The organism is Gymnodinialimonas mytili, assembly GCF_037544085.1.
GTDB lineage: Bacteria > Pseudomonadota > Alphaproteobacteria > Rhodobacterales > Rhodobacteraceae > Gymnodinialimonas > Gymnodinialimonas mytili.
Genome location: NZ_JBBIFW010000001.1, coordinates 1,195,104 through 1,216,716, shown reverse-complemented (window position 1 = coordinate 1,216,716; position 21,613 = coordinate 1,195,104). Strand labels below are relative to the sequence as shown.

The window sequence follows — 21,613 nt, the reverse complement described above, 5'->3', positions numbered from 1 at the left end:
CGGGCCGTGAGATCATTTGTTTGTGCGTGGTTCAGGAGAAGACGGCTTCTACATCCCCGGCGGGATCATACGGGTCGGGTCCCCATGCATTCGGGCCGACCGTTCCGCGCTGGCAGAACCAGACCAACAGCATGATTGAGACGCCGAGATAGGCAAGACCTATGATTCCCAACAAGATGCTCGGCTCTTGGCCAGAAGCGATGATCGGCCATGTGATCAAAGCGCCGACAATGGCGATTCCCAATGGTGCCAGCAGCCACCATCCGGTCCGCCCGGTATCGTGCAGGCGGCGGACTGTAACGGCGATACCTGGGATCAAAAGCCCCAGCGTGATCAGCAGACCGATGATCGGGATCCAGCCCAAAACCAGCGAAACCAAAAAGTTAAACAGGAAAAACCACCAATACTCAGAACGCCGTGCGCGTCCTTGAAAATCGAAGTAGCGTAGCTTCAAGCAGGTTTTGATTGCCGTCGTGAAATCCATTGTAAAATCCTTTCGGGGTCCGGTCTTACACACGTGCAGTCGGGCGGCGGAGGCCCGGGTGTCATCTTTCTTATAAGGCGCATGTTTTGCGCGTGAAGCCGGAGTTAGGCAACGAAATTAAGGCCGAAGTAAGGATTTCCGGAAGATGAGCGGAAAGCAGCCGGTCCAAACAATTCGTCTATACATATCATGCGCTTGGCTCGATCATTTTGGATGAGAGCCTAGTTATAGCCGCCCGGCGCGGTGGCTCAGGCCTTTTTGCCGATCCGCGGCTCTTCGCCTTTCAGGATCCGGGCGATGTTGGCATGATGCCGGATAAAGATCAAAATCGCCAAGGCCGCGCAAAGGAGGCTGGCCTGAGGATAACCCAGCAAAACGGCCGCCACGGGGCTTAGGGCGGCGGCGACCAAGGCGGCGAGGGATGAGATCCTGAAAAGCGCCGCGGTCACAGCCCAAGTCGCGCAGGCGGCAAGGCCGATGGGAAGCGCCAAAGCCAACAACGTGCCGAGGAATGTTGCGACGCCTTTGCCACCTTTGAAGCCCAGAAATAATGGAAAGCAATGACCCAAAAAGGCCGCGAAGGCGGCGATCTGTGCGGCATCCTCACCCAGGCTCAGCCGAGCGATCAACACGGCAATCGCGCCTTTTCCCGCATCCAGGATCAGCGTCAGAAACGCCGCCAGTTTGTTGCCCGTACGCAGGACATTTGTTGCGCCGATGTTTCCGGAGCCGACCTGGCGCAAATCCCCCAGACCAAAAAGCCGCGCCATGACCAACCCGAAAGGAATGGAGCCCAGCAGATAGGCCAGTGCGGCTGTCAGCAACAAAAGCAGCGGCGCGGTTTCAATCGCGGGGATCATGCCCCACCTCCGAAAATCCGCGTGCCGCCGACCCAGGTGCCAAACACCTTGCCCTCCATCCGGGTGAGGTCGAAGGGCGTGTTCTTGGATTTCGACTGCAAATTGGCGCGGTCCAGCACGAAGGGGGCGTTTGGATCGAACAGGATCAGATCCGCGGGCGCGCCCTCGGTCAGGCGGCCCCCATCCAATCCAAAGCGCTGGGCCGGGTTGAAGGACAAAGCCCGCCAAAGCGCGGGCAGATCCAGATATCCGCCATGGACCAGTCGCATCGCCGCGGGCAGCAGGGTTTCCAGCCCCACCGCGCCGCTGGCGGCGACTTCAAACGGCAGGCGCTTGCTTTCCTCGTCCTGGGGCGTGTGCATAGAGCAGATGATATCGATGGTGCCGTCCCGCACCGCCTCGATCATAGCGAGCCTATCTTCTTCGGACCGGAGTGGCGGTTTCAGCTTGAAGAACGTCCGGTAGTCGCCAACATCGAACTCGTTGAGTGTCAGATGATGGATAGACACGCCCGCCGAGACGTTGAGCCCCGCCGCCTTGGCGCGGGTCAGTGCAGGAAGGGCGGCGGCGGTTGAGATCTGATCGGCGTGATAGGCAACGCCGGTCATTTCGGCCAAAGTCAGATCCCGTTCCAGCCCCAACCGTTCCGCCATTGGCGAGGCTGCGGGCAGACCTTTGAGTGACGCGAATTTGCCGGAGGTCACTGCTGCCCCGCCGCTGAGCCCCGGATCTTGCGGATGGCTGACAATCAAGGCGCCCAGGGATCGCGCATAGGTCATGCAGCGGCTGAGCACTTTGGTATCCGCAACGACGGCATCGCCATCGCTGAAGGCCACGGCGCCCGCATCGCGCAGGAAGCCGATCTCGACCATTTCGCGGCCCATGCGCGCTTTGGTCAGGGCGGCCATTGGGGCCACGCGTACCTGCGCCTCGTCATGCGCGCGGCGGGTGACGAAATCCAACACTTCGGGCGTATCGATTGGTGTCATCGTATCGGGCCGGGTCACCATGGTGGTGACACCGCCCGCCGCCGCGGCACGACCAGCAGTGCGAAAGCTTTCTTTGTGGCGTTCACCCGGCTCGCCCACCTTGACGCCCACATCCACGATGCCAGGGGCCAGACAGGCGCCACCGCAATCCAATCCGCCCGCCCGCGGGCCGGTGCCAATCTCGGCAATCCGGTCGCCTTCGATCCGCAACCAGCCGAGTGTGTCTGTCTCGGCTTCGGGGTCAATCAGGCGTGCATTGTGAAGAAGGGCATTTGTCATGTGCCGTCCCTCGCTCGCCCGTCAGCAAAATTCAAGGCCCCGCGCGCATCCCGGATCATCCCGTAGACCCCACGCGCCTCTGAGATTGCCCGAAATCCGACCCGGCGCGGCGAATGGCTCGCGTTGCGGCGGTCATCAGCGAAGAGGACCGAGCCCGGCGCGCCATCTTCCAGGTCGAGAAACGGCATGTCGCGGATCGGGTAGCTGCGGAGCGTCTTTCGCCCAAATACATTCGCGGCGATAAAGGCGGTGCGGTCGGTCAGCGTGTACCAGGTTTTGGAGCGGGCATAGGCGTCATAGAAAACGTGGCCGATCATCATATGCAGGCCACCCAGCAGAAACGGCAGACCGAAAAGCGGGAATAGGGTGAATGGAAAGCCCGGCCCGGTGCCCATGATGGTTGAGGCCATGATCATCCAAAATAGGGCAAAGCCTGCGAAGACCGCGCCGAACGCCGCCAAGGGGGTCATCGCATCATGCCAGCGGATATGTGCCTCGGGCTGGCCTTGCCAGATGATGGTTTCATCCGGCTCCAGAATTCCGTCCCAAGCCGCATGATGCGTCATGGCCGGGCATCCTCGATCGCGGCGATCACAGTGCCCGGGTCGGGCTGATTTTTGATCAGATGCTTGTCGCCCGCAATTGTCACGACCTGCACCATCGATGATACCGCATTCAGTTGCGCAATGCTTTCCAGAGAGATCTCACGTGTTCCGGGCCCCAGAAGGCGCTGGTTGGTCAGATCCCACCGCATGTGTAGGTCATCGGACGCCAGATACAGCGCCCGCACCGCGATGGCGGCGAGCCCTCCGACCGCGCCGGTCCAGACATGTGGATTGCCCAGCACCCAAAGGATCCCCATCCCTGCGGCCATTGCAAAGGCTGCGACCCAAGCATTGGTCCGCCAATAGGTCGCCTTATCGGCGCGAAACTGTGCGATGACATGCTCGCCCGCGTCCAACGGCGAGGTTGGCGTCAGGCTCGCATTCGGATCCATCAATTCCACCCGAACAGGATGACCAGTGCCGCAAAGGCTGCGATGCCGAGCAGGGCATAGAGCGCGATCGGAGGCACGCTTTCGCGTGCAGGCTCGGTGTGAGGTGTCTTTGGGGCAGACGGCGTGAGCGTGGCCTTTGGCAAGTTGGCGTTGTTGTCGGGCTCTGCAAGCGCAATGGTGGCCACTAGAGTCAGCTTCGCGTTTGGGCGTGTGGTCCCTTGCATCGCTGTCTCGGGCACAAGCAAAACGGCGCCCTCCAACGCGTCAAGCCTCGCGCGCTCCTCTGCCGGAATGCCGGTTTCGGGTGTGAAGGCAAGCTGGATGTAATCAGAAAGCGCCATGCCGCCGAGGTCCGACAGCAGAAAGATTTCGATCGCGTCGGTATCCAGCGCATCAATCCCCAGCCATTCGGTCAATGGGGGGAGGGCAGGTGTCTCTCCCTTCTGGCGGGTCAGGTTGGTGTGGGAGACCGAAACAGGTTCGTTCACGGCGAAGACGTGGAGATGGGTCATGGCGCAGCCATAGAGATTTGTTGGGTCAGTAGGTTTTTTACATGCTCTGAATCGTCAATCATCCGAAATTCGAGCCCTCGCTCATCATAGCCGTTGATTGCGCAATGGCGGCGGTTTCCGGGGCGCATTAAGGATATTGACTTGTTAGGCGCAGCAAAGAAGCGCCAATCCATCGGGACCGGCACCACCTCAGTTTCGCTAGGATCAAGTCGAACCGTTTGATGGCGGTCTTCTTCAACTGTCATTCCCGGTCGAAAACGCTTCTGGCTAAGGATCAGGTTTTTTGCCTTGTCCACTCTCATGGCTCTATGATTTGTGATTGCGTAGCGAAGTCGATTGCGCCGAAGCGTATCGAACCATGGCCGCGCGAACGAATACGCTAGTGATGACAAAGCCACCATAAGTGCAGCTTTTAGGAACGACGCCGAGGTAACGCTTCTGGGAGCTAACATCATAAAGTAACTGCCCAACAAGATTGGGATTGGTATCGCGAGCATAACGTAATCCAGACGCATCAAAAGAATACGAAAGCGACCATCCGGACGCCCTTGCCAAAGGATCTCCTCCTTTTCCTGCAGGTATCGCGTCCAGTCGTAGTCGTCGCTCACGCCGCCGCTCTCCGCTCCCGCAGGTTTTCGGCGAGCAGTTCCATCGCGGCCATGCGGATGGCGACGCCCATTTCGACCTGTTCTTGGATAACGCTTCGGTTGATGTCGTCGGCCAGAACACCATCGATCTCGACGCCGCGATTCATGGGGCCCGGATGCATCACGATTGCGTCGTCTTTGGCGAATGACAGCTTGTCTGCATCGAGCCCGAAGCGGTGGTAATATTCACGCTCGGACGGGATGAAACCGCCATCCATCCGCTCTTTCTGAAGGCGCAGCATCATCACCACATCACACCCCGATAGCCCTTCGGCCATGTCGTCATAGACCTCGACCCCCCACTCGGCGACACCCGCGGGCATCAGGGTTGGTGGGCCAATTAGGCGGATGCGGTTTTCCATCTTGCCCAGCAGCAGGATGTTCGAGCGCGCGACGCGGGAGTGCGCAATGTCGCCGCAGATCGCGATGTTGAGGCGGTGGAGCCGTCCCTTGGCGCGGCGGATCGTGAGCGCGTCGAGCAGGGCCTGGGTCGGGTGTTCATGGCGCCCATCGCCTGCATTTAATACGGCGCAATTCACCTTGTCGGCCAGCAGCTTCACGGCGCCGGAATGGGGGTGGCGCACGACCAGGATATCGGGATGCATCGCGTTTAGGGTCAGGGCGGTATCGATCAGCGTTTCGCCCTTTTTCACGCTGGAGGTCTGCATCGCCATGTTCATCACATCGGCACCCAGGCGCTTGCCTGCGATCTCAAAGCTCGACTGGGTGCGGGTCGAGTTCTCGAAGAACATGTTGATTTGCGTCAGGCCCTTCAAAGGCGCGCCATGGACGCGGTCGCCTCTCTCGGCCTCGGCGTGAATATTGGCGCGGTCCAGCAATGCGGTGATCTCGGGCGGAGACAGCTCTTCGATCCCCAACAGGTGTGGTTTGTCAAAACGCATCGGCACCCCCTTGATATGCCCGCTTATAGGGGCCGAGCCGTGCCCGCGACAAGGTCTAGGGGCGGGTGATTTCGGCCTTGATCGCCAGCGCATCGCGGTTGCGATGGCGATATTGATATAGGTGCCGCGCGACGCGGATCATATAGGGCGTTAGCAGGCCGCTATCGATGACGATTCGGTCGGTCCAAGTACATACGCCCGGCGCACCCGTGACCGACAGGGTGTGATCCCATTGCCGGATCGCGCGGCCCTGTTCGCGGCTTTGAACCAGGCGTGCATCGGGGTCGACGCGTTCGACATGGATTCGGTAGTGCGGATTGTGCATCCATCCCCAAACGACGACATAGGTCTCGTAGGTTCTGCCCTCTTCCAAGGGGCCGAGCGGCAGCCCCTTATAGGTCGCAAGCCCCTGGGTGGCTTCGACCATGGCGCCCAGATCGATGGCCTCCGCGAACACGAGATCTGGATCGCGGGGATAAGTGGCCGAAACGGTAAGCACACGGGCAAATGACATGGCGAGCAGATGCCAGCGGCTGTCCGTTGACGCAAGCGTCAGGCACACGAAATCACACTTTTCATGCGGTTTCGATGCAGTTTCGCGCTATCCATTGGCTCTTTTCGCGGGCCCCGATCCGGCCTAGCTTAGCAGTATGGCAGATGACCTGACATATGAAGACACGCTGGCCGCCCTGGCGTGGCAGGTGGAGCTTGGGGCGGATGAGGCTGTGCTGGACCACCCTGTGGACCGGTTCGATCTGCCAGCGCCACCGCCCAAACCTGCGCCCACCGTCTCACCGCAGGTTACGAAAGCGGCACCTGTGCAGCACGCAGCGCCCGAGCTTGATGCCGTGGCGGTCGCCCGGCAGTTGGCCGAGGGGGCCAATTCGCTTGAAACGCTACACGCCGCGATGGAGGGGTTTGAGCATTGCGATCTGAAGCGTGGCGCGCGGAACTTCGTTTTCAGCGATGGCCATGCCAGCGCCCGGATCATGATCGTAGGCGAGGCGCCGGGCCGTGACGAAGATCTTCAGGGTAAGCCCTTTGTCGGACGGGCCGGGCAACTTTTGGACAAGATGTTCGTGGCAATTGGGCTGGATCGCAATGTTGAGGGGCCGGATGGCCTCTACATCACCAACATGCTGCCTTGGCGCCCCCCGCAGAACCGCGACCCAAAGCCCGCTGAGATTGCAATGATGCGCCCGTTCCTGGACCGACATATTGCGTTGGCGGATCCCGACATTCTGGTGCTGATGGGCAATCATGCCTGCGCGGGACTGCTGGGGCGACGGGGGATCACCCGGATGCGCGGCAATTGGGAAGAGGTGTTGGGCCGCCCCGCCATGCCGATGTTCCACCCCGCTTATCTGCTGCGGAATCCAGTCGCCAAACGCGAGGCGTGGAGCGATTTGCTATCGATTAAGGCGCGACTGCAGTGACATCCTCCAGACTTTGGCTGTCGCTCGCGCTGCTTGTCGCCCCTGTGGCGCATGCCGATCCACTGCGACTTCTGGATGTTGCCGAACTGGCCGAGACAGCCGGACCCTACGAGCCAAGGATCGGACAGGTGCAGGTCGGGTCACTACCAGATGGCACAGTGGTGCGCATAACACTGTCGGGCGACATGTCTTTGTGCGACCCCGGGCCAGGACCCGCTTTTGGAACCGCCGTGATAGATCTGCTTCAGGCAGAATTCCTAGCAAGGCAATGCCCAGAGTTTGAAACAGACGATCTGGCCATGCGGTTCGATGCCCTGCGAGATCTGGCGCTGCCCAGATATGCTGAGCTTGTTGACCGACCGTTGCGGCAGGTACGCCGCGCCTATCGTGCATCTTTGGAGGACATGCATATCCCAGTCAGCTGCGATGATTTCGCTGCATCCTCACTTAGGGCATGGACGTCAGACGACTTCGAGGCGAGACTGCGTGCGGCGACGGTGCGTGATCGCTTGCCTGCCTATGCCTGCACATGGATTGATTTTGAGCCGCCTTGACCCCACCCGTCGTTTCCTGCCTTGCCGTATTGCCGTGCTCGCGGTCAGCGATACGCGCAGTTTGGCTGAGGATAAATCCGGCGACGTGCTGGTTCAGCGCCTGACCGATGCGGGCCACGTTTTGGTGGCGCGGCATATCCTGCGGGATGACCGTGAAGCGATTGCAGATCAACTCCGCGTCTGGTGCGCCGACCCTGAGATTGACGTGATCCTGACCACTGGCGGCACGGGCTTGACCGGGCGCGACGTCACCGTCGAAGCCCATCGTGATGTCTACGAGAAAGAGATCGACGCGTTTGGAACTGTTTTCACCATGGTCTCCATGCAGAAAATCGGTACATCCGCCGTGCAATCGCGTGCCACGGGCGGTGTCGCCAACGGCACATATCTGTTTGCGCTGCCCGGATCTTCGGGGGCGTGCAAGGATGCCTGGGACGAAATTCTCGTCAAACAGCTCGACTATCGGCACCGCCCCTGCAACTTCGTCGAAATAATGCCACGCCTGGACGAACATCTTCGACGGAAATAACGCGCTCGTGCGTGAACTTGGACGGCGGGCCATGCCTCGCTACATATAGCGTTACGCCGCTTACCTTATCGGGATTGCCTATGCGTTTCTTTACCCGTGCTCTGGTTGGGCTGTTTTTGACAGCCGTGACATTGGGATTGCTGACCACCGCTGGATATTTCACCTATAGCGCGTTGCAGGAGCGCTGGGCCAATCAGAGCAGCCCGGCATCGGGCCGCGAGCGGGTATTCTCGGCTGAGGTCGCGCGGGTTGCATTGGGGCAGGAAACGCCGATTCTAACTGCGTTTGGCGAGATCCGCTCACGCCGCACGTTGGAATTGCGCGCGCCCGCCGAAGGAACAGTCCTGGATCTGGCAGAGGCCTTTGTGGATGGCGGCGCCGTGTCTGCCGGGGATCTGTTGCTGCGCATCGACCCGTTCGAGGCGCAATCGGCCCGCGATACCGCTGCGGCGGATCTGCGCGATGCGGAGAATGAGCTATCCGAGGCCGAGCGCGCGTTGGAATTGGCCGGGGAGGAATTGATCGCAGCGCAGGCTCAGGCCGAATTGCGCAGTCGTGCCCTGACCCGCGCGCAAGACCTGTCTGAACGCGGTGTCGGGTCTGCGGCGGCCATAGAAACCGCTGAACTGGCCGAAGCAACCGCCAACCAACAGGTCCTGGCACAGCGCCGCGTTCTGGCAGAGGCCGAGGCGCGCCTGGACAGTGCAGGCACCTCGTTGGACCGGCAGCGCATCGCCTTGGCTGATGCCGAACGCCGCTTATCCCAAACCGAATTGCGCGCGGAATTCGATGGCGTGCTGACCGATGTCGCGGCGGCGGCAGGCCGCCTTGTCAGCCGTAACGAGAATCTCGGCACATTGATCGACGACGAGGCGCTTGAGGTCGCATTTCGCATCTCGACCGCGCAATATGTGCGTCTGCTGGATGCTGATGGGGCCTTGCCCCGACGCCCGGTGCGGGTGGTGCTCGACGTTTTCGGCTTGGATCTGCAGACCGACGCCGTTCTGACGCGAGAAAGCGGCGCGGTCGAAGAAGGTCAATCGGGTCGGCTGCTGTTTGCGCGGATCGATGCGGCGCGCGGCCTCAGGGTCGGTGATTTCGTACGGGTGGAGGTCGATGAATTGCCGCTTGAGCGTGTGGCGCGCTTGCCCGCTGCGGCATTGGGCTCGGATGGGCAGGTTCTCGTCTTGGGCGAAAATGGCGTGTTGGAGGCGCTTTCGGTCGACCTGCTGCGCCGTCAGGGGGACGATGTTCTGGTGCGTGCGGACGGGCTGGAAGGGCGCGATGTGGTTCAGGCGCGCGCGCCTGTTCTTGGCGCCGGGATCCGGGTGCAACCGATCCGACCTGACGCCGGGGATGCGCCGGAAGAACCCGAGACGATCGCGCTCGACCCGGATCGCCGCGCCCGGTTGATTGCGTTTGTCGAAAGCGATGGGGTGATCCCACCCGATGTCCGCGACAGGATGCTGCAACAGCTCAACCAAAATGAAGTGCCCGCGGGCGTCGTTGAGCGTCTCGAAGCCCGGATGGGCAGCTAGGCCATGCGGGCGCTTTCCCCCTCCGCCGGTGGTTTGCTCAGCTACTTCACACGCCACCGGACAGTTGCGAATTTGCTGTTGGTCGTGATGCTGGTATCGGGTCTGGCGGCCTTTCCGCAGATGCGGGCGCAGTTTTTCCCCGATGTCGTGTCCGACGATATTGAGCTGCGCTTTGTGTGGGAAGGCGCCGGGGCCGAAGATGTGGATACCGGCATTGTTGCCGTGGTTGAACCATCGCTGCTGGCTGTGGCCGGCGTTGCCAGCTCGACAGCCATCAGCCAAGAGGGGCAGGCATTCCTGACCCTGGAATTCGAGCCAGGCTGGGATATGGACCGTGCTGCAGATGAGGTCCAAGCGGCGCTTGATGCGATCACGGATCTGCCCGACGATGCCGAGGAAGGCCAGGTGCGCCGCGGCAATTGGTTCGACCGGGTGACCGATGTGGTGATTACCGGGCCGGTGGCGCCGGATCAGTTGGGCCGGTTTGCCGACGAATTGGTCACCCGCCTTTTTGCCGTTGGGGTCACCAATACCACGATCAGTGGCGTGGCCGCACCGGAAACCGTTGTCGAGGTGCCATCCGCCAATTTGATCCGATACGATATTACCATGGCCGAGATTGCGGGTGTCATCGCCGATGCGGCTGACACCGCGCCCGCGGGTGATGTGGATGCCGCCAATGCCCGTGTCCGGACGGGGGCCGAGACCCGCTCGGCACGGGATATCGCTATGCTCACATTGCGGATCAACCCCGACGGATCGACACTGACAATCGGTGATGTGTCCCAGATCGACACATTCGGGATCGACCGCGAGCGGGCCTATTTCGTGAACGAGGATCCGGCGGTCGTGTTGCGTGTCGACCGGTCGGAAGATGGGGATGCGCTGGCCATTCAGGACATGGTCGAAGCCGTCACCCGTGATCTCGAAGCGACATTGCCTGAGGGGACCAGCATCAATCTGGTCAACACCCGCGCCGATGCGATTTCGGGGCGGCTGAACATCCTGCTCGACAATGCGCTGCTGGGGCTGGCGATGGTGGTTGGGCTGCTGTTCCTGTTCCTGAATGCCCGCACGGCGTTTTGGGTGGCGATGGGAATCCCCGTGGCGCTGACGGCGGCCATCGCGCTGATGTATGTGGCGGGCCTGACGATCAACATGATCTCGCTATTCGCGCTGATCATCACGCTGGGGATCGTGGTCGATGACGCGATTGTGGTGGGTGAGCATGCCGATTATCGCGCGCGGCATCTGGGCGAGCCGCCGGTCATTGCCGCTGAAAATGCGGCGCGGCGCATGGCGGCACCGGTCTTTTCGGCGACGCTGACCACGGTCCTGGCCTTCACCGGATTGGTGGCGATCGGTGGACGCTTTGGCGATCTGATCGCCGATATGCCCTTCACAGTGATCGTTGTGTTGATCGCGAGCCTCGCAGAATGCTTCCTGATCCTGCCCAACCATATGGCCCATGCCTTGGCCCATTCGGCCAAGACCCATTGGTATGATTTGCCCAGTCGAGTGGTGAATCGCGGGTTCGACTGGGCCAATCGCAACGCATTCCGTCCGCTCATGCGTTTTGTGGTCTGGGCCCGATATCCGGTGATCGCGGGTGTCATCGTGATCCTGTCGACTCAAACCGCCAGCTTCATCCGTGGCGATGTGGTGTTCCGCTTTTTCAACGCCCCCGAAACGGGCAGCGTGTCGGGTAATTTTGCGATGCTCGACGGTGCCACCCGTGAAGACACGCGTGAGCAATTGCGCGAGTTACAGCGCGCCGCGGCCGCCATCGGTGCACGGTTTTCTGACGAGCATGGCCGCGATCCGATTGATCATGTCTTGGCCGAGATTGGCGGCAATTCGGGCCGTGGCCTAGCCGGTGCCGAAAACAAGGATACCGATCTGCTCGGCTCCATCGACATCGAACTGATCAGCGCGGATTTGCGTCCCTATTCCAGCTTTGCTGTTGCGGCTGCGCTCCAGGAAGAGGTGCAGCAATTGCCGTTGACCGAAACGCTCAGCTTCCGCGGGTGGCGCGGCGGCCCGGGCGGTGATGCGATTGATGTGCAGATCTTTGGCGCGGAGACTGCGGTGTTGAAAGCCGCCTCCGAAGCGCTTCAGACGGCTCTGGCACGGTATCCGGAGGTAACGGGCGCCGAAGACAGCATGGCCTATGATCGCGAAGAGTTGAGCCTTGAGCTGACCCCCCAGGGGGAGGTGTTGGGCTTTGAGATCGCGGACCTGGGCACCATTTTGCGCAATCGCCTGAGTGGGATTGAGGCCGCTACCTTCCCCGATGGCCCTCGAACTGCCTCGATCCGGGTGGAATTGCCCGCGGGCGAACTGACGGCCGATTTCCTTGACCGCACGCTGCTGCGCGCCTCGGGTGGGCAATATGTGCCCTTGGCGGACATCGTTACCGTCACGGCGCGCCAGGGCTTTTCGACGATCCAGCGTGAAAACGGGATCCGCCTAATCTCCGTCACCGGGGACCTTAGTGAAGACGACCCGCAGCGCGCCGAGGAGGTGATGACCGAGTTGCGCGAGGTCGTGATCCCTCAGATCGAGTCCGAGTTCGGGGTCTCGACCCAGATGTCTGGGCTGGCGGAGCAGGAGCAGGAGTTTTTAAGCGATGCGCTTGTTGGCTTCCTACTATGTCTGATCGGGATTTATCTGGTCCTGGCTTGGATCTTTGCGTCCTGGGCGCGTCCGATGGTGGTAATGGCGATCATCCCATTTGGTCTGGTCGGCACCATCTACGGTCACCTCGCCTGGGATGTGCCGCTCTCGCTGTTCACGGTGGTCGGGCTGATCGGGATGACGGGGATCATCATCAACGACTCGATTGTGCTGGTGACAACCGTCGATGAATACGCCGAAAACCGGGGTCTGGTTCCCGCCATCATCGACGGCACCTGCGACCGTCTTCGGCCCGTTTTGCTGACAACGCTGACAACGGTCCTTGGCTTGATGCCGCTGCTCTTCGAAACGTCACAGGATGCGCAATTCCTGAAGCCCACGGTGATCACGTTGGTCTACGGACTGGGTTTTGGCATGGTGATCGTATTGTTGGTGGTGCCCGCTTTGCTGGCGATTGGCAGCGATATCGGTCAGCAGATGCGCGGGTTCCGCCGCAGTTTGCGCGCCCGCGGGCGTCGCCCGGCGATGGCGGCCGGATTTGCCGGACTGAGCCTGGCGGTTCTGATCCTGTTCGCCGCGACCTTGGGATCTGCGGCGATCAGCGGATCAATGTGGGGGCCATTCGCAACGTTGGGCGACGGCTTGGGCGTCGCCTTCGCCAGTTTCATCGGCGGCGTTACGGTCTTGTGTGCGATAGCGTTGGCCGCGGCGCTCGCCTTTGGCGGTGCCGGTCGGCGTATGCGAGCCGGCTAGCCGTTGCAGCGATCGAATTCGATGGCCATCTGGCTGCCGATCACCGTGATGCGCAGATCAGACCGGTTCAAAGCAAAGGCACCATGGTCGGCGGGCACCACATCGGCCACCGCGGTGATATAGCCGCCGTCTCGCTGACTATGGGCCTCTGACACCCAGATCATCGGGTCACGATGCTCAAGCACCAAGGTCTCGTCATTTCCGACATCGGGCACTTGGGCGCGAACGGTCACGCGTAGACCGTCCGAGATCGGTTCAACCGAGCAAGTTGCCACACCAGCCCCTGCCTCCGCCGCGCTGAACGGACGGTCCGACAAGGCAGCCACGATGCCACCATCGCGGTCGGTCTGTGCGGGCAGCGCTCCGCTAAGATCCACCGAGATCGGCATACACACATCCAGGCAAACACCTAGATCCACATGCCCAGACACGCTGGCCGTGCCATTCGTCGACAGCGCGAATTCTACTGGCAAGATCACATCATCCCGGTATCCGATGGACCGCATGCCGTTGGTATAAAACACTTCCGGCCGGGGCCAGTGGATCGCCATGCCGGTCACGCCCTCAGCCGCATCCAGCCGCAAAACCGTCGGCACGCCTCCTTCGCCGGGCGCACGCCAATATGTCTTCCACCCCGGCGCCAAGCTGATGCGGATCGCCGCCATATGGCGGTCGCCGTCCAACCGATACCCGGGCAACAGGCTGACCTGGACAACATCATCTGCAGACCGTCCCTGAAACTGCGCTTGTGCGGGCAGGGCGGTTGTCACCGATAAGGCGAGCAAGGCGAAGATTTTAGCAGCAAATGTCATTTGGTCAGAGCTATGCAGATGCGTTTGAAATTAAAAGTCACGTTTCCGAGACGGTGCGGCAGTTGATTGCAATCCGCAACACGCCCATTGTGATGATATGGCGATGCCCGACCTTTCCGTTGATTTGACCGGTACCCTGTTGATGGCGATGCCTGGCATGGGCGATCCGCGATTTGCCGGGTCGGTGGTGTATCTTTGCGTCCATTCGCCGAGCCAAGCCATGGGGTTGATCATCAACAAACCGATGGATGAGATCACATTTGCCGAGATGATGGAGCAGCTTGAAATCGCCCACAAAGATCCTGTGCCAGATGTTCCTGTTTGTTATGGTGGCCCGGTCGAACTGCGGCGCGGCTTCGTCTTGCATTCCGCCGACTATCGCCCTCGAGGTGAGGAGGGTCTGCGCGTCGATCATCGGTTTGCGATGACTGGAACGTTGGACATTCTGGAAGACATCGCCGCAGGACAAGGGCCCAAAAACGCGCTTCTGGCGCTCGGTTACGCCGGTTGGGGGGCGGGCCAGTTGGAAGAGGAAATCCAGCGCAACGATTGGTTGACTGCGCCTGCGACGCCCGAGCTGGTCTTTGGCCTGGCCATGGAGCGGAAATGGGACGCGGCGTTGGAAAGCCTGGGTATCCATCCGCTGATGTTGTCCAGCGATGCAGGTCACGCCTGATCGGCACCCCTAACGGATGGCCGCGCGGCGCAACCGGTCGTTGATCGCGGCGCCTAAACCGGTTTCGGGGATTGACGCGATGCGGATACCGGACGCATTGCGCTCAGTGGCCAAGGCGTCTGCTTGGTGCAGAATCGCGAATAGGTTGGCGGCGGCTTGGGTCAAATCGCCGGTGTCCGATAGGGTCATATCCGCGCTTCCCGGCCCAAATCCCACCGATATCTCGCCCGGCTGCGGAATGCCGCCAAGATGCAGAGGCGCTTTGGTGGCGTAGTGCCGCTCCATCTGGCCCGGTGCCTCGACCCGGCCTGGTGTCAAGTCGCTCGTCAGCGGCCCGGCAACGGCCTCAATCTGTTCACGCGCGATGCCCCCTTCGCGCAGCAGGCGCAGACCATCGGGACCTGGCGCAAGAATCGTCGATTCAAGTCCAACGTCGCAAGGCCCCGCATCCAGGACGGCATCGATCTTGCCACTGAGCCCGTTCACCACATGCTGCGCCATTGTCGGGCTGATCTGCCCCGACGGGTTCGCGGATGGGGCGGCGATGGGACCGCCGAAGGTCTTCAGCACCTGTTGCGCCAACGGATGGGCTGGCACACGCACAGCAATCGTTGCCAAACCGCCACTGACCAGATCCGCAACCACACCCCGCGACGGCAAAACCAAGGTCATCGGACCGGGCCAAAAAGCCTCGGCCAAGACGCGCGCTTCGGCGCCAAGTTCAGCCACCTGCGTGACGCTGCCCAGATCGGGCAGATGCACGATCAATGGGTTGAAGGTCGGACGCCCCTTCGCCGCAAAGATACGGGCCACGGCCTGCGGGTTCCGGGCATCCGCCGCCAAACCATAGACGGTTTCGGTCGGAAGACCCACCAAACCACCCGCGCGCAACAGCTCTGCCACCCGCGCGATGTCTTTGACATTATTGTGTAAGATTTCGGGGTGAGAAGGGGACATCCGTGACGTAACGTTGAAGTTGCGTAAACCAAGTGTCGGACCCTAGGTCTGATCCAACAGCAGCCATGCCCTAGCGCATCGCCACCGCGCACGCAATTGAAGGGAGGAGCCCACCATGCCCTATCGCGCCCCCGTTGCCGATATCACCTTTTGCCTCGACCACGTTGTAGGGTTCGACCGCGTGCAATCGTCCGACCAGTTTGCCGAAGCGACGTCGGATACGGTGCAAGCCATCCTGACCGAGGCGGGCCGTATCTGCGAAGAGGTTCTGGCGCCGTTGAATCGCGTCGGGGATCAAATGCCTGCGCGTTTGGAAAATGGCGTTGTGCGCACGTCTCCCGGGTTCGCGGAGGGCTATCGTGCCTTGGCGGAGGCCGGGTTCATGGCGATTTCGGGCGATCCGGATTATGGCGGGCTGGGCCTTCCGCATACGGTTGCTACTGCGGTCAATGAGATGATCGGCGGCGCGTGCCTATCGTTGGAATTGAACCCGTTGATGACTCAAGGCCAGATCGAAGCTTTGGAGCATCACGCCTCGGATGACATCAAAGAGCTTTATTTGCCCAAGCTGACCTCTGGCGAATGGTGCGGCACGATGAACCTGACAGAGCCGCAAGCGGGGTCTGATGTTGGGGCCCTGACTTCGAAGGCGGTGCCCAATGGCGATGGCACCTATGCTGTCACGGGACAGAAGATCTACATCTCTTGGGGCGACAACGATTTTACCGATAACGTCGTGCATCTGGTGCTGGCGCGCTTGCCCGATGCGCCTGCGGGCACCAAGGGGATCAGCCTGTTTCTGGTGCCGCGCAATCTGCCCGATGAGGCTGGGAACCCCGGGGTGGCCAATAGCCTGAAAGTCGTCAGCCTGGAACACAAGATGGGCCTGCACGGCTCGCCCACCTGCGTGATGCAATATGACGGCGCCACCGGTTGGCTGGTGGGCGAAGAACAGGGCGGCATGGCCGCGATGTTCACCATGATGAACAATGCGCGGCTCGGCGTTGCGGTGCAGGGCGTGTCGATTGCCGATGCCGCCTATCAGCACGCGCTGGGCTATGCGCTGGATCGCAAGCAGGGCCGAACCGATGGCGAGACAGGCACCATCGTGGACCATGCCGATGTGCGCCGGATGCTGATGGAGATGAAGGCCGAAACCTTCGCCGCGCGGGCCTTGTCCTTGGATCTGGCGGTGGCGCTGGATCTTGCAAAGCTAGGCGATGCCGAGGCTGAGGCGCGCGCCGCCTTCCTCACCCCGATTGCCAAAGCCTACGGGACCGAGATGGGGATCAAGGTGGCCAATATGGGTATCCAGGTCCATGGCGGTATGGGCTACATCGAAGAAACCGGGGCCGCCCAATATGCCCGCGACGTGCGTGTGGCGGCGATTTATGAGGGTACAAACGGCATACAGGCGATGGATCTTGTGGGGCGCAAACTGATGGATGGCGGCGCGGCCGCCTTCGCACTGCTCGATGAGATCGCCGAGACCGAAAACGCAGTGCTTGCGCCTATGGTGAAGGCCCTGCGCAAGACCACCGAGGATGTTTTGAAGCTGGAAATGAGCGACCGGTTTGGCGGCGCGGTGCCCTACCTGATGGCATTTGCTCGTGTCTTGGGAGCCTATTACCACCTGAAGGCGGCCACCAGCGGTGACCGGACCCGTGATGCGCTGGCGCAGTTCTATGTGACCCGTTTGCTGCCCGAAGCGCATGCAATGATGGTCCAGGCGCGTTGCGGCGGGACCGGACTTTATGACTTGTCGCCCGATGAGCTTGCGGCGTAAGCCGCTGGTATGACCGCACCGATCCGAACCCCGTTTGAACAGGCCCCTGGCGCGACAGAGGCCGTGGAAGTTGCCGATGGCGTTCTATGGTTGCGCATCTCGCTGCCCATGGTGCTGGACCATGTGAACGCCTACGCCCTGCGCGACGACGATGGATGGACGCTCGTCGATACCGGCCTCAACACCCGCAAGACGCGCGAGATCTGGCAGAATGTACTCGATGGCCCTCTTGCGGGCGTGCCCGTGCGGCGGCTGATCTGCACCCATCACCATCCCGACCATATCGGCTTGGCTGGCTGGTTTCAGGGACAAGGGGCCGAGCTGCATATGACCCGCACCGCTTGGCTATTTGGGCGGATGCTGACGCTGGATGAACAGGCCGAGGTCACAGACACCCAGGTACAATTCTGGGTCGATGCCGGGATGGATCCCGAGATCTTGGCCAAACGCAGGTCCGAAAGGCCATTCAACTTCGCCGATATCGTCCACCCAATGCCACTGGGTTTCACGCGGCTGACCGAGGGCCAGGTGATCCGCATCGGCGGGCGCGATTGGGATATTCGCTTTGGCCAAGGCCATGCGCCCGACCACGCGACTTTCTGGAGCCGGGATGACGGGCTGGTCATCGGTGGCGACCAATTGCTCGCCACGATCTCCCCCAATATTGGGGTCTACGCGACCGAGCCCGGCGCCGATCCGTTGGGCGAATGGATGAAGGCGTGCGAGGATCTGCAGCCTTTTGCGCATGAGGACCAGTTGGTCCTGCCCGGCCACAAACTGCCCTTCACGGGGCTGCCGGCCCGGATGCGGCAGCTGATCGATAACCATCACGGCGCGCTGACCCGTCTTCGCAATCATATCGCCGCCACGCCGCGAAGTGCCGCGGACTGCTTCCCTCCGCTGTTTAAACGCACAATCGATGACGGGACTTACGGCCTGGCTCTGGTCGAAGCGGTGGCGCATCTGAACCATCTGCATCGGCTGGGGGATGTCACTCGCCGCCGCCGTGCCGATGGAGCATGGGAATACCTGCCCGCTTAAACCGATGCATCTGCGCCGCAGCGGGCCAAAGGTCGCATTCCTCCGGGGCTGACATGGCGCGCGTTCTGCGCTATCCGGCGATAAAGGAATATGAGGACACGATCATGGCCGACGACGATTATAAACACGGTGAAATGGACATTACCGATCAGGAAAAAACCTTTGATGGCTTCATGAAGTGGTCGACCAATGTGGCGATTGTGTCGATCCTGATCGTGATCGGCCTGGCCATTTTTGCCACATGATCAGGATCGCACGCCTTACGGCGATTGCGGTGACAGTATTCAGCCTCGCGGCCTGTGCCGGTGACAGTGTTTGGGCCCCGGATGAGGCCGTGGCGCAGGCCACACATGTCCCGTCTGGACCCGCGAGCGTCACGCTGATCACCTCGATCAATACCGCCAACAATTCCGGCGCCCATTCTGCGTTGCTGATCGACGGAGCCACGCGGCTGCTGTTCGATCCTGCGGGCAGTTGGCACAATCCCGGCATTCCTGAACGCAACGACGTCCTGCACGGTATGTCGGATCCGTATTTGGACGCCTATGTCGCGTTTCAATCGAACGGTGCCTATGAGGTGAGCATGCAGACGATCGAGGTATCGCCGCAAGTCGCTGCACAGCTCAGCCAGGTGGTGCAGAATTACGGCGCTGTGGGCCCTGCTTATTGCTCGCGGTCGATCACAGACATCCTGTCGGGCACGCCCGGGTTCGAATCGATTTCGCCAACCTTTTTCCCGCTCAACACGATGCGCCAATTCGCGGAACTGCCGGGTGTGGTCGAGACCTATGTGGTCGGCAGCACCGGTGAGGAAACGGACGGATCGGACGCCGTGCTCGCAGCACAATTGGCCACGCAGTAATCTACAGGCCGCGGCAAACCGCACAAACGAAACCCCCGCAGGCCAGGCCTCGGGGGTTTTGCAATTCTTTCGATGTCGCGGGGTCGATCCCGGCAGGGTGCCTTACAGCATCCCTTCGCGCTGCGCCTTTTTGCGCGCCAGCTTGCGGGCACGGCGAATGGCCTCGGCCTTCTCACGCGCGCGCTTTTCCGAGGGCTTTTCGTAATGCTGCTTAAGCTTCATCTCACGAAAAACGCCTTCACGCTGAAGTTTTTTCTTCAGAGCACGGAGCGCCTGATCGACATTGTTGTCGCGAACACTGACCTGCATGTGGTGTCACCACCTTTCTAGGTTAGAATTGATCGGAAGTGCAGGAAATGGCCATATAGCAAGGGGATTAAGACTTGTCTAGCAGGGTCGGCCAGAGAAAGGACATGGCCGCAGCGGTCCAAGTCAGGTCTTTTCTACCGGGTGCGCTGCGTTGAGGTTTGGCGCCGTCTTTTGATGCTTGTCGCCAATCTCGCATGGTTGACCTATGTTTTAAGAAAGCGACGGACCTCACCCCAAATCGGGAGACGACGATGACCGACCAGAAAGACGCAATCCTTGATGCGGCCCTGATGCATGTGCCGTTCGATGGCTGGTCGGAGACCAGTTTCCAGGCCGCCTGTGCCGACGCGGGAGTGCCTCTGCCCGAAGCGCGGGGATTGTTCCCGCGCGGTGCCGTGGATCTGGCGATCGCCTTCCATCGACGCGGCGATAAAGCGTTAAGGACGCGTTTGGCCGACGTGGATTTGGGTGGCATGCGGTTCCGTGATCGTGTCGCCTTCGCGGTGCGCGCTCGGCTGGAATTGGTCGAAGACGATAAAGAGGCCGTGCGGCGCGGCGCGACGTTGTTCGCTTTGCCCATCTATGCAGCCGACGGTGCAAAGCTCGTCTGGGAAACCGCGGATGTGATCTGGACTGCCTTGGGCGACCGGTCAGACGATCTGAATTGGTACACCAAACGCGCGACGCTGTCGGGCGTGTATTCGGCCACGGTGCTGTATTGGTTGGGCGATCAATCGGGTGATTACTCGGCCAGCTGGGCGTTCCTGGACCGCCGGATTGGTGACGTCATGCGGATCGAAGAGGCGAAGGCTGCAGCACGCAACAATGCCTTTCTCAAGCCCTTCACTCAAGGCTTCGACCGTATGGCTGCCGCGGTAAAGGCACCGAAACGCAGCACGCAACAAGATCTGCCCGGCCGGTGGTCCCCGCCAGCCTGACCCCTACCGTCTTGTATCGTCAAATCCGAAGACATCCTCGCCCCCTTGTCATTGGGGCAGGTTCCGCGTGACAAGGGATTTCAAAGATTAAGGGAGGCCGCGATGCCCTCGATGATGCGGGCGATTGAGATCTCAGCACCGGGGGCGCCGGACGTGTTACGCCTCTGCGAACGCCCGGTTCCCAACCCAAGTGCGGAGCAAATCCTGATCCGGATTGACCATGCGGGCATCAATCGGCCCGACGCTTTGCAGCGGGCTGGAAGCTACGCACCACCGGCGGGTGCGTCGGATTTGCCGGGGCTGGAAGCGGCAGGCGAAGTGGCGGCCATCGGGTCCGGCGTCACCCGTTGGAAGGTTGGCGACAAGTTGTGTGCATTGCTGCCCGGTGGTGGCTATGCGGAATATGCGCTGACGCATCAGGACCACGCGCTGCCGATCCCCGATGGTCTAACGATGGCACAAGCCGCGGCGTTGCCTGAGACGTACTTCACGGTTTGGTCCAACGTGTTCATGCAGTCAGGCTTGCAGGCGGGGCAAAGGTTTTTGGTCCATGGCGGATCCAGCGGCATCGGCACCACGGCGATCCAGCTTGCTAATGTGCTGGGCGCGCGCGTGTTCGCCACGGCCGGTTCGGTCGAGAAATGCGCGGCGTGCCTCGAATTGGGTGCGGAGCGGGCGATCAACTACCGTGACGAAGACTTTGTCGAGGTTTTGCGGGCCGAAGGCGGCGCGGATCTGATCCTGGATATGGTTGGCGGCTCGTATTTGCCGCGCAACGTGCGGGCGCTGGCAGATGACGGGCGTTTGCAGCAGATCGCCTTTCTGCAAGGTCCGAAGGTGGAACTGAACTTCGCGCAACTTATGGTGCGGCGCCTCACGATCTCAGGGACCACATTGCGCCCGCAATCGGAGGCCGCGAAAACCGCAATCGCCGCCGAACTGCGCCAGAAGGTTTGGCCGCTCTTGGCCTCGGGTCGCGTCGCTCCGGTCATGGATCAATCCTTCGCGTTGAAAGAGGCCGCGGCAGCCCATACCCGTATGGAGTCAAGCCAGCATATCGGGAAGATTGTCTTGAAAGTTGCGGAATGAACCGGGGCCGATAGCGCAAGCGATGG

The 21,613-nt window shown here is 61.1% G+C and carries 24 protein-coding genes; 12 read left to right on the top strand and 12 right to left on the bottom strand.

Annotated elements, in window-relative coordinates; all coding sequences use genetic code 11:
* Nucleotides 1–31: 31 nt before the first annotated feature.
* The 9 genes from V8J82_RS05955 to V8J82_RS05915 all read right to left on the bottom strand — a co-directional run bounded on the left by V8J82_RS05955 (nt 32) and on the right by V8J82_RS05915 (nt 6,184).
* A complete protein-coding gene (locus V8J82_RS05955; protein ID WP_339973139.1) occupies nt 32–484 on the bottom strand; it encodes a DUF805 domain-containing protein in 453 nt (150 codons plus the stop codon).
* A 248-nt stretch (nt 485–732) separates the two neighbouring features.
* Complete coding sequence (gene plsY / locus V8J82_RS05950) at nt 733–1,341, bottom strand: glycerol-3-phosphate 1-O-acyltransferase PlsY (RefSeq protein WP_339974533.1); 609 nt, start codon at nt 1,339–1,341, stop codon at nt 733–735.
* Entirely contained in the window at nt 1,341–2,612 is a 1,272-nt protein-coding gene (gene pyrC, locus V8J82_RS05945; protein WP_339973137.1) for a dihydroorotase, read from the bottom strand. The genes plsY and pyrC overlap by 1 nt, the downstream gene beginning before the upstream one ends.
* A complete protein-coding gene (locus tag V8J82_RS05940) occupies nt 2,609–3,178 on the bottom strand; it encodes an aspartate carbamoyltransferase catalytic subunit (RefSeq protein WP_339973135.1) in 570 nt (189 codons plus the stop codon). Before V8J82_RS05940 ends, pyrC begins: the two co-directional genes overlap by 4 nt.
* Entirely contained in the window at nt 3,175–3,609 is a 435-nt protein-coding gene (locus tag V8J82_RS05935) for a hypothetical protein (RefSeq protein WP_339973133.1), read from the bottom strand. The genes V8J82_RS05940 and V8J82_RS05935 overlap by 4 nt, the downstream gene beginning before the upstream one ends.
* Nucleotides 3,609–4,121, bottom strand: coding sequence for a hypothetical protein (locus V8J82_RS05930; protein ID WP_339973131.1), 513 nt, complete (start codon nt 4,119–4,121; stop codon nt 3,609–3,611). Before V8J82_RS05930 ends, V8J82_RS05935 begins: the two co-directional genes overlap by 1 nt.
* Nucleotides 4,118–4,729, bottom strand: a complete 612-nt coding sequence (locus tag V8J82_RS05925; protein WP_339973129.1) for a hypothetical protein — start codon at nt 4,727–4,729, stop codon at nt 4,118–4,120. Before V8J82_RS05925 ends, V8J82_RS05930 begins: the two co-directional genes overlap by 4 nt.
* Nucleotides 4,726–5,670, bottom strand: a complete 945-nt coding sequence (locus tag V8J82_RS05920) for an aspartate carbamoyltransferase catalytic subunit (protein ID WP_339973127.1) — start codon at nt 5,668–5,670, stop codon at nt 4,726–4,728. The genes V8J82_RS05925 and V8J82_RS05920 overlap by 4 nt, the downstream gene beginning before the upstream one ends.
* A 55-nt stretch (nt 5,671–5,725) precedes the next feature.
* The gene (locus V8J82_RS05915; protein WP_339973125.1) at nt 5,726–6,184 is read right to left on the bottom strand and encodes a hypothetical protein; all 459 of its coding nucleotides are present in this window, start codon (nt 6,182–6,184) and stop codon (nt 5,726–5,728) included.
* Nucleotides 6,185–6,320: 136 nt separating this feature from the next.
* Here V8J82_RS05915 and V8J82_RS05910 point away from each other — a divergent pair, with 136 nt between their 5' ends.
* The 5 genes from V8J82_RS05910 to V8J82_RS05890 all read left to right on the top strand — a co-directional run bounded on the left by V8J82_RS05910 (nt 6,321) and on the right by V8J82_RS05890 (nt 13,117).
* Nucleotides 6,321–7,106, top strand: a complete 786-nt coding sequence (locus V8J82_RS05910) for a uracil-DNA glycosylase (protein WP_339973123.1) — start codon at nt 6,321–6,323, stop codon at nt 7,104–7,106.
* Nucleotides 7,103–7,660: a hypothetical protein gene (locus V8J82_RS05905; RefSeq protein ID WP_339973121.1), complete on the top strand. Its 558-nt coding sequence runs from the start codon at nt 7,103–7,105 to the stop codon at nt 7,658–7,660. Before V8J82_RS05910 ends, V8J82_RS05905 begins: the two co-directional genes overlap by 4 nt.
* On the top strand, nt 7,647–8,189 hold the full coding sequence (moaB, locus tag V8J82_RS05900) for a molybdenum cofactor biosynthesis protein B (RefSeq protein ID WP_339973119.1): 543 nt from the start codon (nt 7,647–7,649) through the stop codon (nt 8,187–8,189). Before V8J82_RS05905 ends, moaB begins: the two co-directional genes overlap by 14 nt.
* 80 nt (nt 8,190–8,269) lie before the next feature.
* Nucleotides 8,270–9,727, top strand: coding sequence for an efflux RND transporter periplasmic adaptor subunit (locus V8J82_RS05895; RefSeq protein ID WP_339973117.1), 1,458 nt, complete (start codon nt 8,270–8,272; stop codon nt 9,725–9,727).
* Nucleotides 9,728–9,730: 3 nt separating this feature from the next.
* Entirely contained in the window at nt 9,731–13,117 is a 3,387-nt protein-coding gene (locus tag V8J82_RS05890; RefSeq protein ID WP_339973115.1) for an efflux RND transporter permease subunit, read from the top strand.
* Here V8J82_RS05890 and V8J82_RS05885 read toward each other — a convergent pair.
* On the bottom strand, nt 13,114–13,929 hold the full coding sequence (locus V8J82_RS05885) for a protein-disulfide reductase DsbD domain-containing protein (protein WP_339973113.1): 816 nt from the start codon (nt 13,927–13,929) through the stop codon (nt 13,114–13,116). The two genes, V8J82_RS05890 and V8J82_RS05885, sit on opposite strands and share 4 nt — an antisense overlap.
* Before the next feature lie 97 nt (nt 13,930–14,026).
* On the opposite strand from V8J82_RS05885, the gene V8J82_RS05880 reads away from it, so the two are divergent.
* Entirely contained in the window at nt 14,027–14,605 is a 579-nt protein-coding gene (locus V8J82_RS05880) for a YqgE/AlgH family protein (protein ID WP_339973111.1), read from the top strand.
* 9 nt (nt 14,606–14,614) lie between these two features.
* On the opposite strand, the gene V8J82_RS05875 is transcribed toward V8J82_RS05880, so the two are convergent.
* The gene (locus V8J82_RS05875) at nt 14,615–15,562 is read right to left on the bottom strand and encodes an L-threonylcarbamoyladenylate synthase (protein WP_339973109.1); all 948 of its coding nucleotides are present in this window, start codon (nt 15,560–15,562) and stop codon (nt 14,615–14,617) included.
* Nucleotides 15,563–15,677: 115 nt separating this feature from the next.
* Between V8J82_RS05875 and V8J82_RS05870 the strand changes: the two genes are divergently transcribed.
* From V8J82_RS05870 to V8J82_RS05855, 4 genes are read left to right on the top strand one after another with little or no spacing between them, the layout of a single operon-like run.
* Nucleotides 15,678–17,348 (top strand): acyl-CoA dehydrogenase, encoded by a 1,671-nt coding sequence (locus V8J82_RS05870; RefSeq protein ID WP_339973107.1) that lies wholly within the window; start codon nt 15,678–15,680, stop codon nt 17,346–17,348.
* A gap of 9 nt (nt 17,349–17,357) precedes the next feature.
* Entirely contained in the window at nt 17,358–18,389 is a 1,032-nt protein-coding gene (locus V8J82_RS05865) for an MBL fold metallo-hydrolase (RefSeq protein ID WP_339973105.1), read from the top strand.
* Between the two features lie 53 nt (nt 18,390–18,442).
* On the top strand, nt 18,443–18,634 hold the full coding sequence (locus tag V8J82_RS05860; RefSeq protein WP_439650036.1) for an aa3-type cytochrome c oxidase subunit IV: 192 nt from the start codon (nt 18,443–18,445) through the stop codon (nt 18,632–18,634).
* Nucleotides 18,631–19,251 (top strand): hypothetical protein, encoded by a 621-nt coding sequence (locus V8J82_RS05855; protein WP_339973103.1) that lies wholly within the window; start codon nt 18,631–18,633, stop codon nt 19,249–19,251. The genes V8J82_RS05860 and V8J82_RS05855 overlap by 4 nt, the downstream gene beginning before the upstream one ends.
* 102 nt (nt 19,252–19,353) lie before the next feature.
* Here V8J82_RS05855 and rpsU read toward each other — a convergent pair whose 3' ends face one another.
* Entirely contained in the window at nt 19,354–19,560 is a 207-nt protein-coding gene (rpsU, locus tag V8J82_RS05850) for a 30S ribosomal protein S21 (RefSeq protein ID WP_224816188.1), read from the bottom strand.
* A gap of 251 nt (nt 19,561–19,811) precedes the next feature.
* Here rpsU and V8J82_RS05845 point away from each other — a divergent pair, with 251 nt between their 5' ends.
* On the top strand, nt 19,812–20,498 hold the full coding sequence (locus V8J82_RS05845; RefSeq protein WP_339973098.1) for a COQ9 family protein: 687 nt from the start codon (nt 19,812–19,814) through the stop codon (nt 20,496–20,498).
* Nucleotides 20,499–20,600: 102 nt separating this feature from the next.
* Entirely contained in the window at nt 20,601–21,587 is a 987-nt protein-coding gene (locus V8J82_RS05840; RefSeq protein ID WP_339973096.1) for an NAD(P)H-quinone oxidoreductase, read from the top strand.
* Nucleotides 21,588–21,613 lie beyond the last annotated feature (26 nt).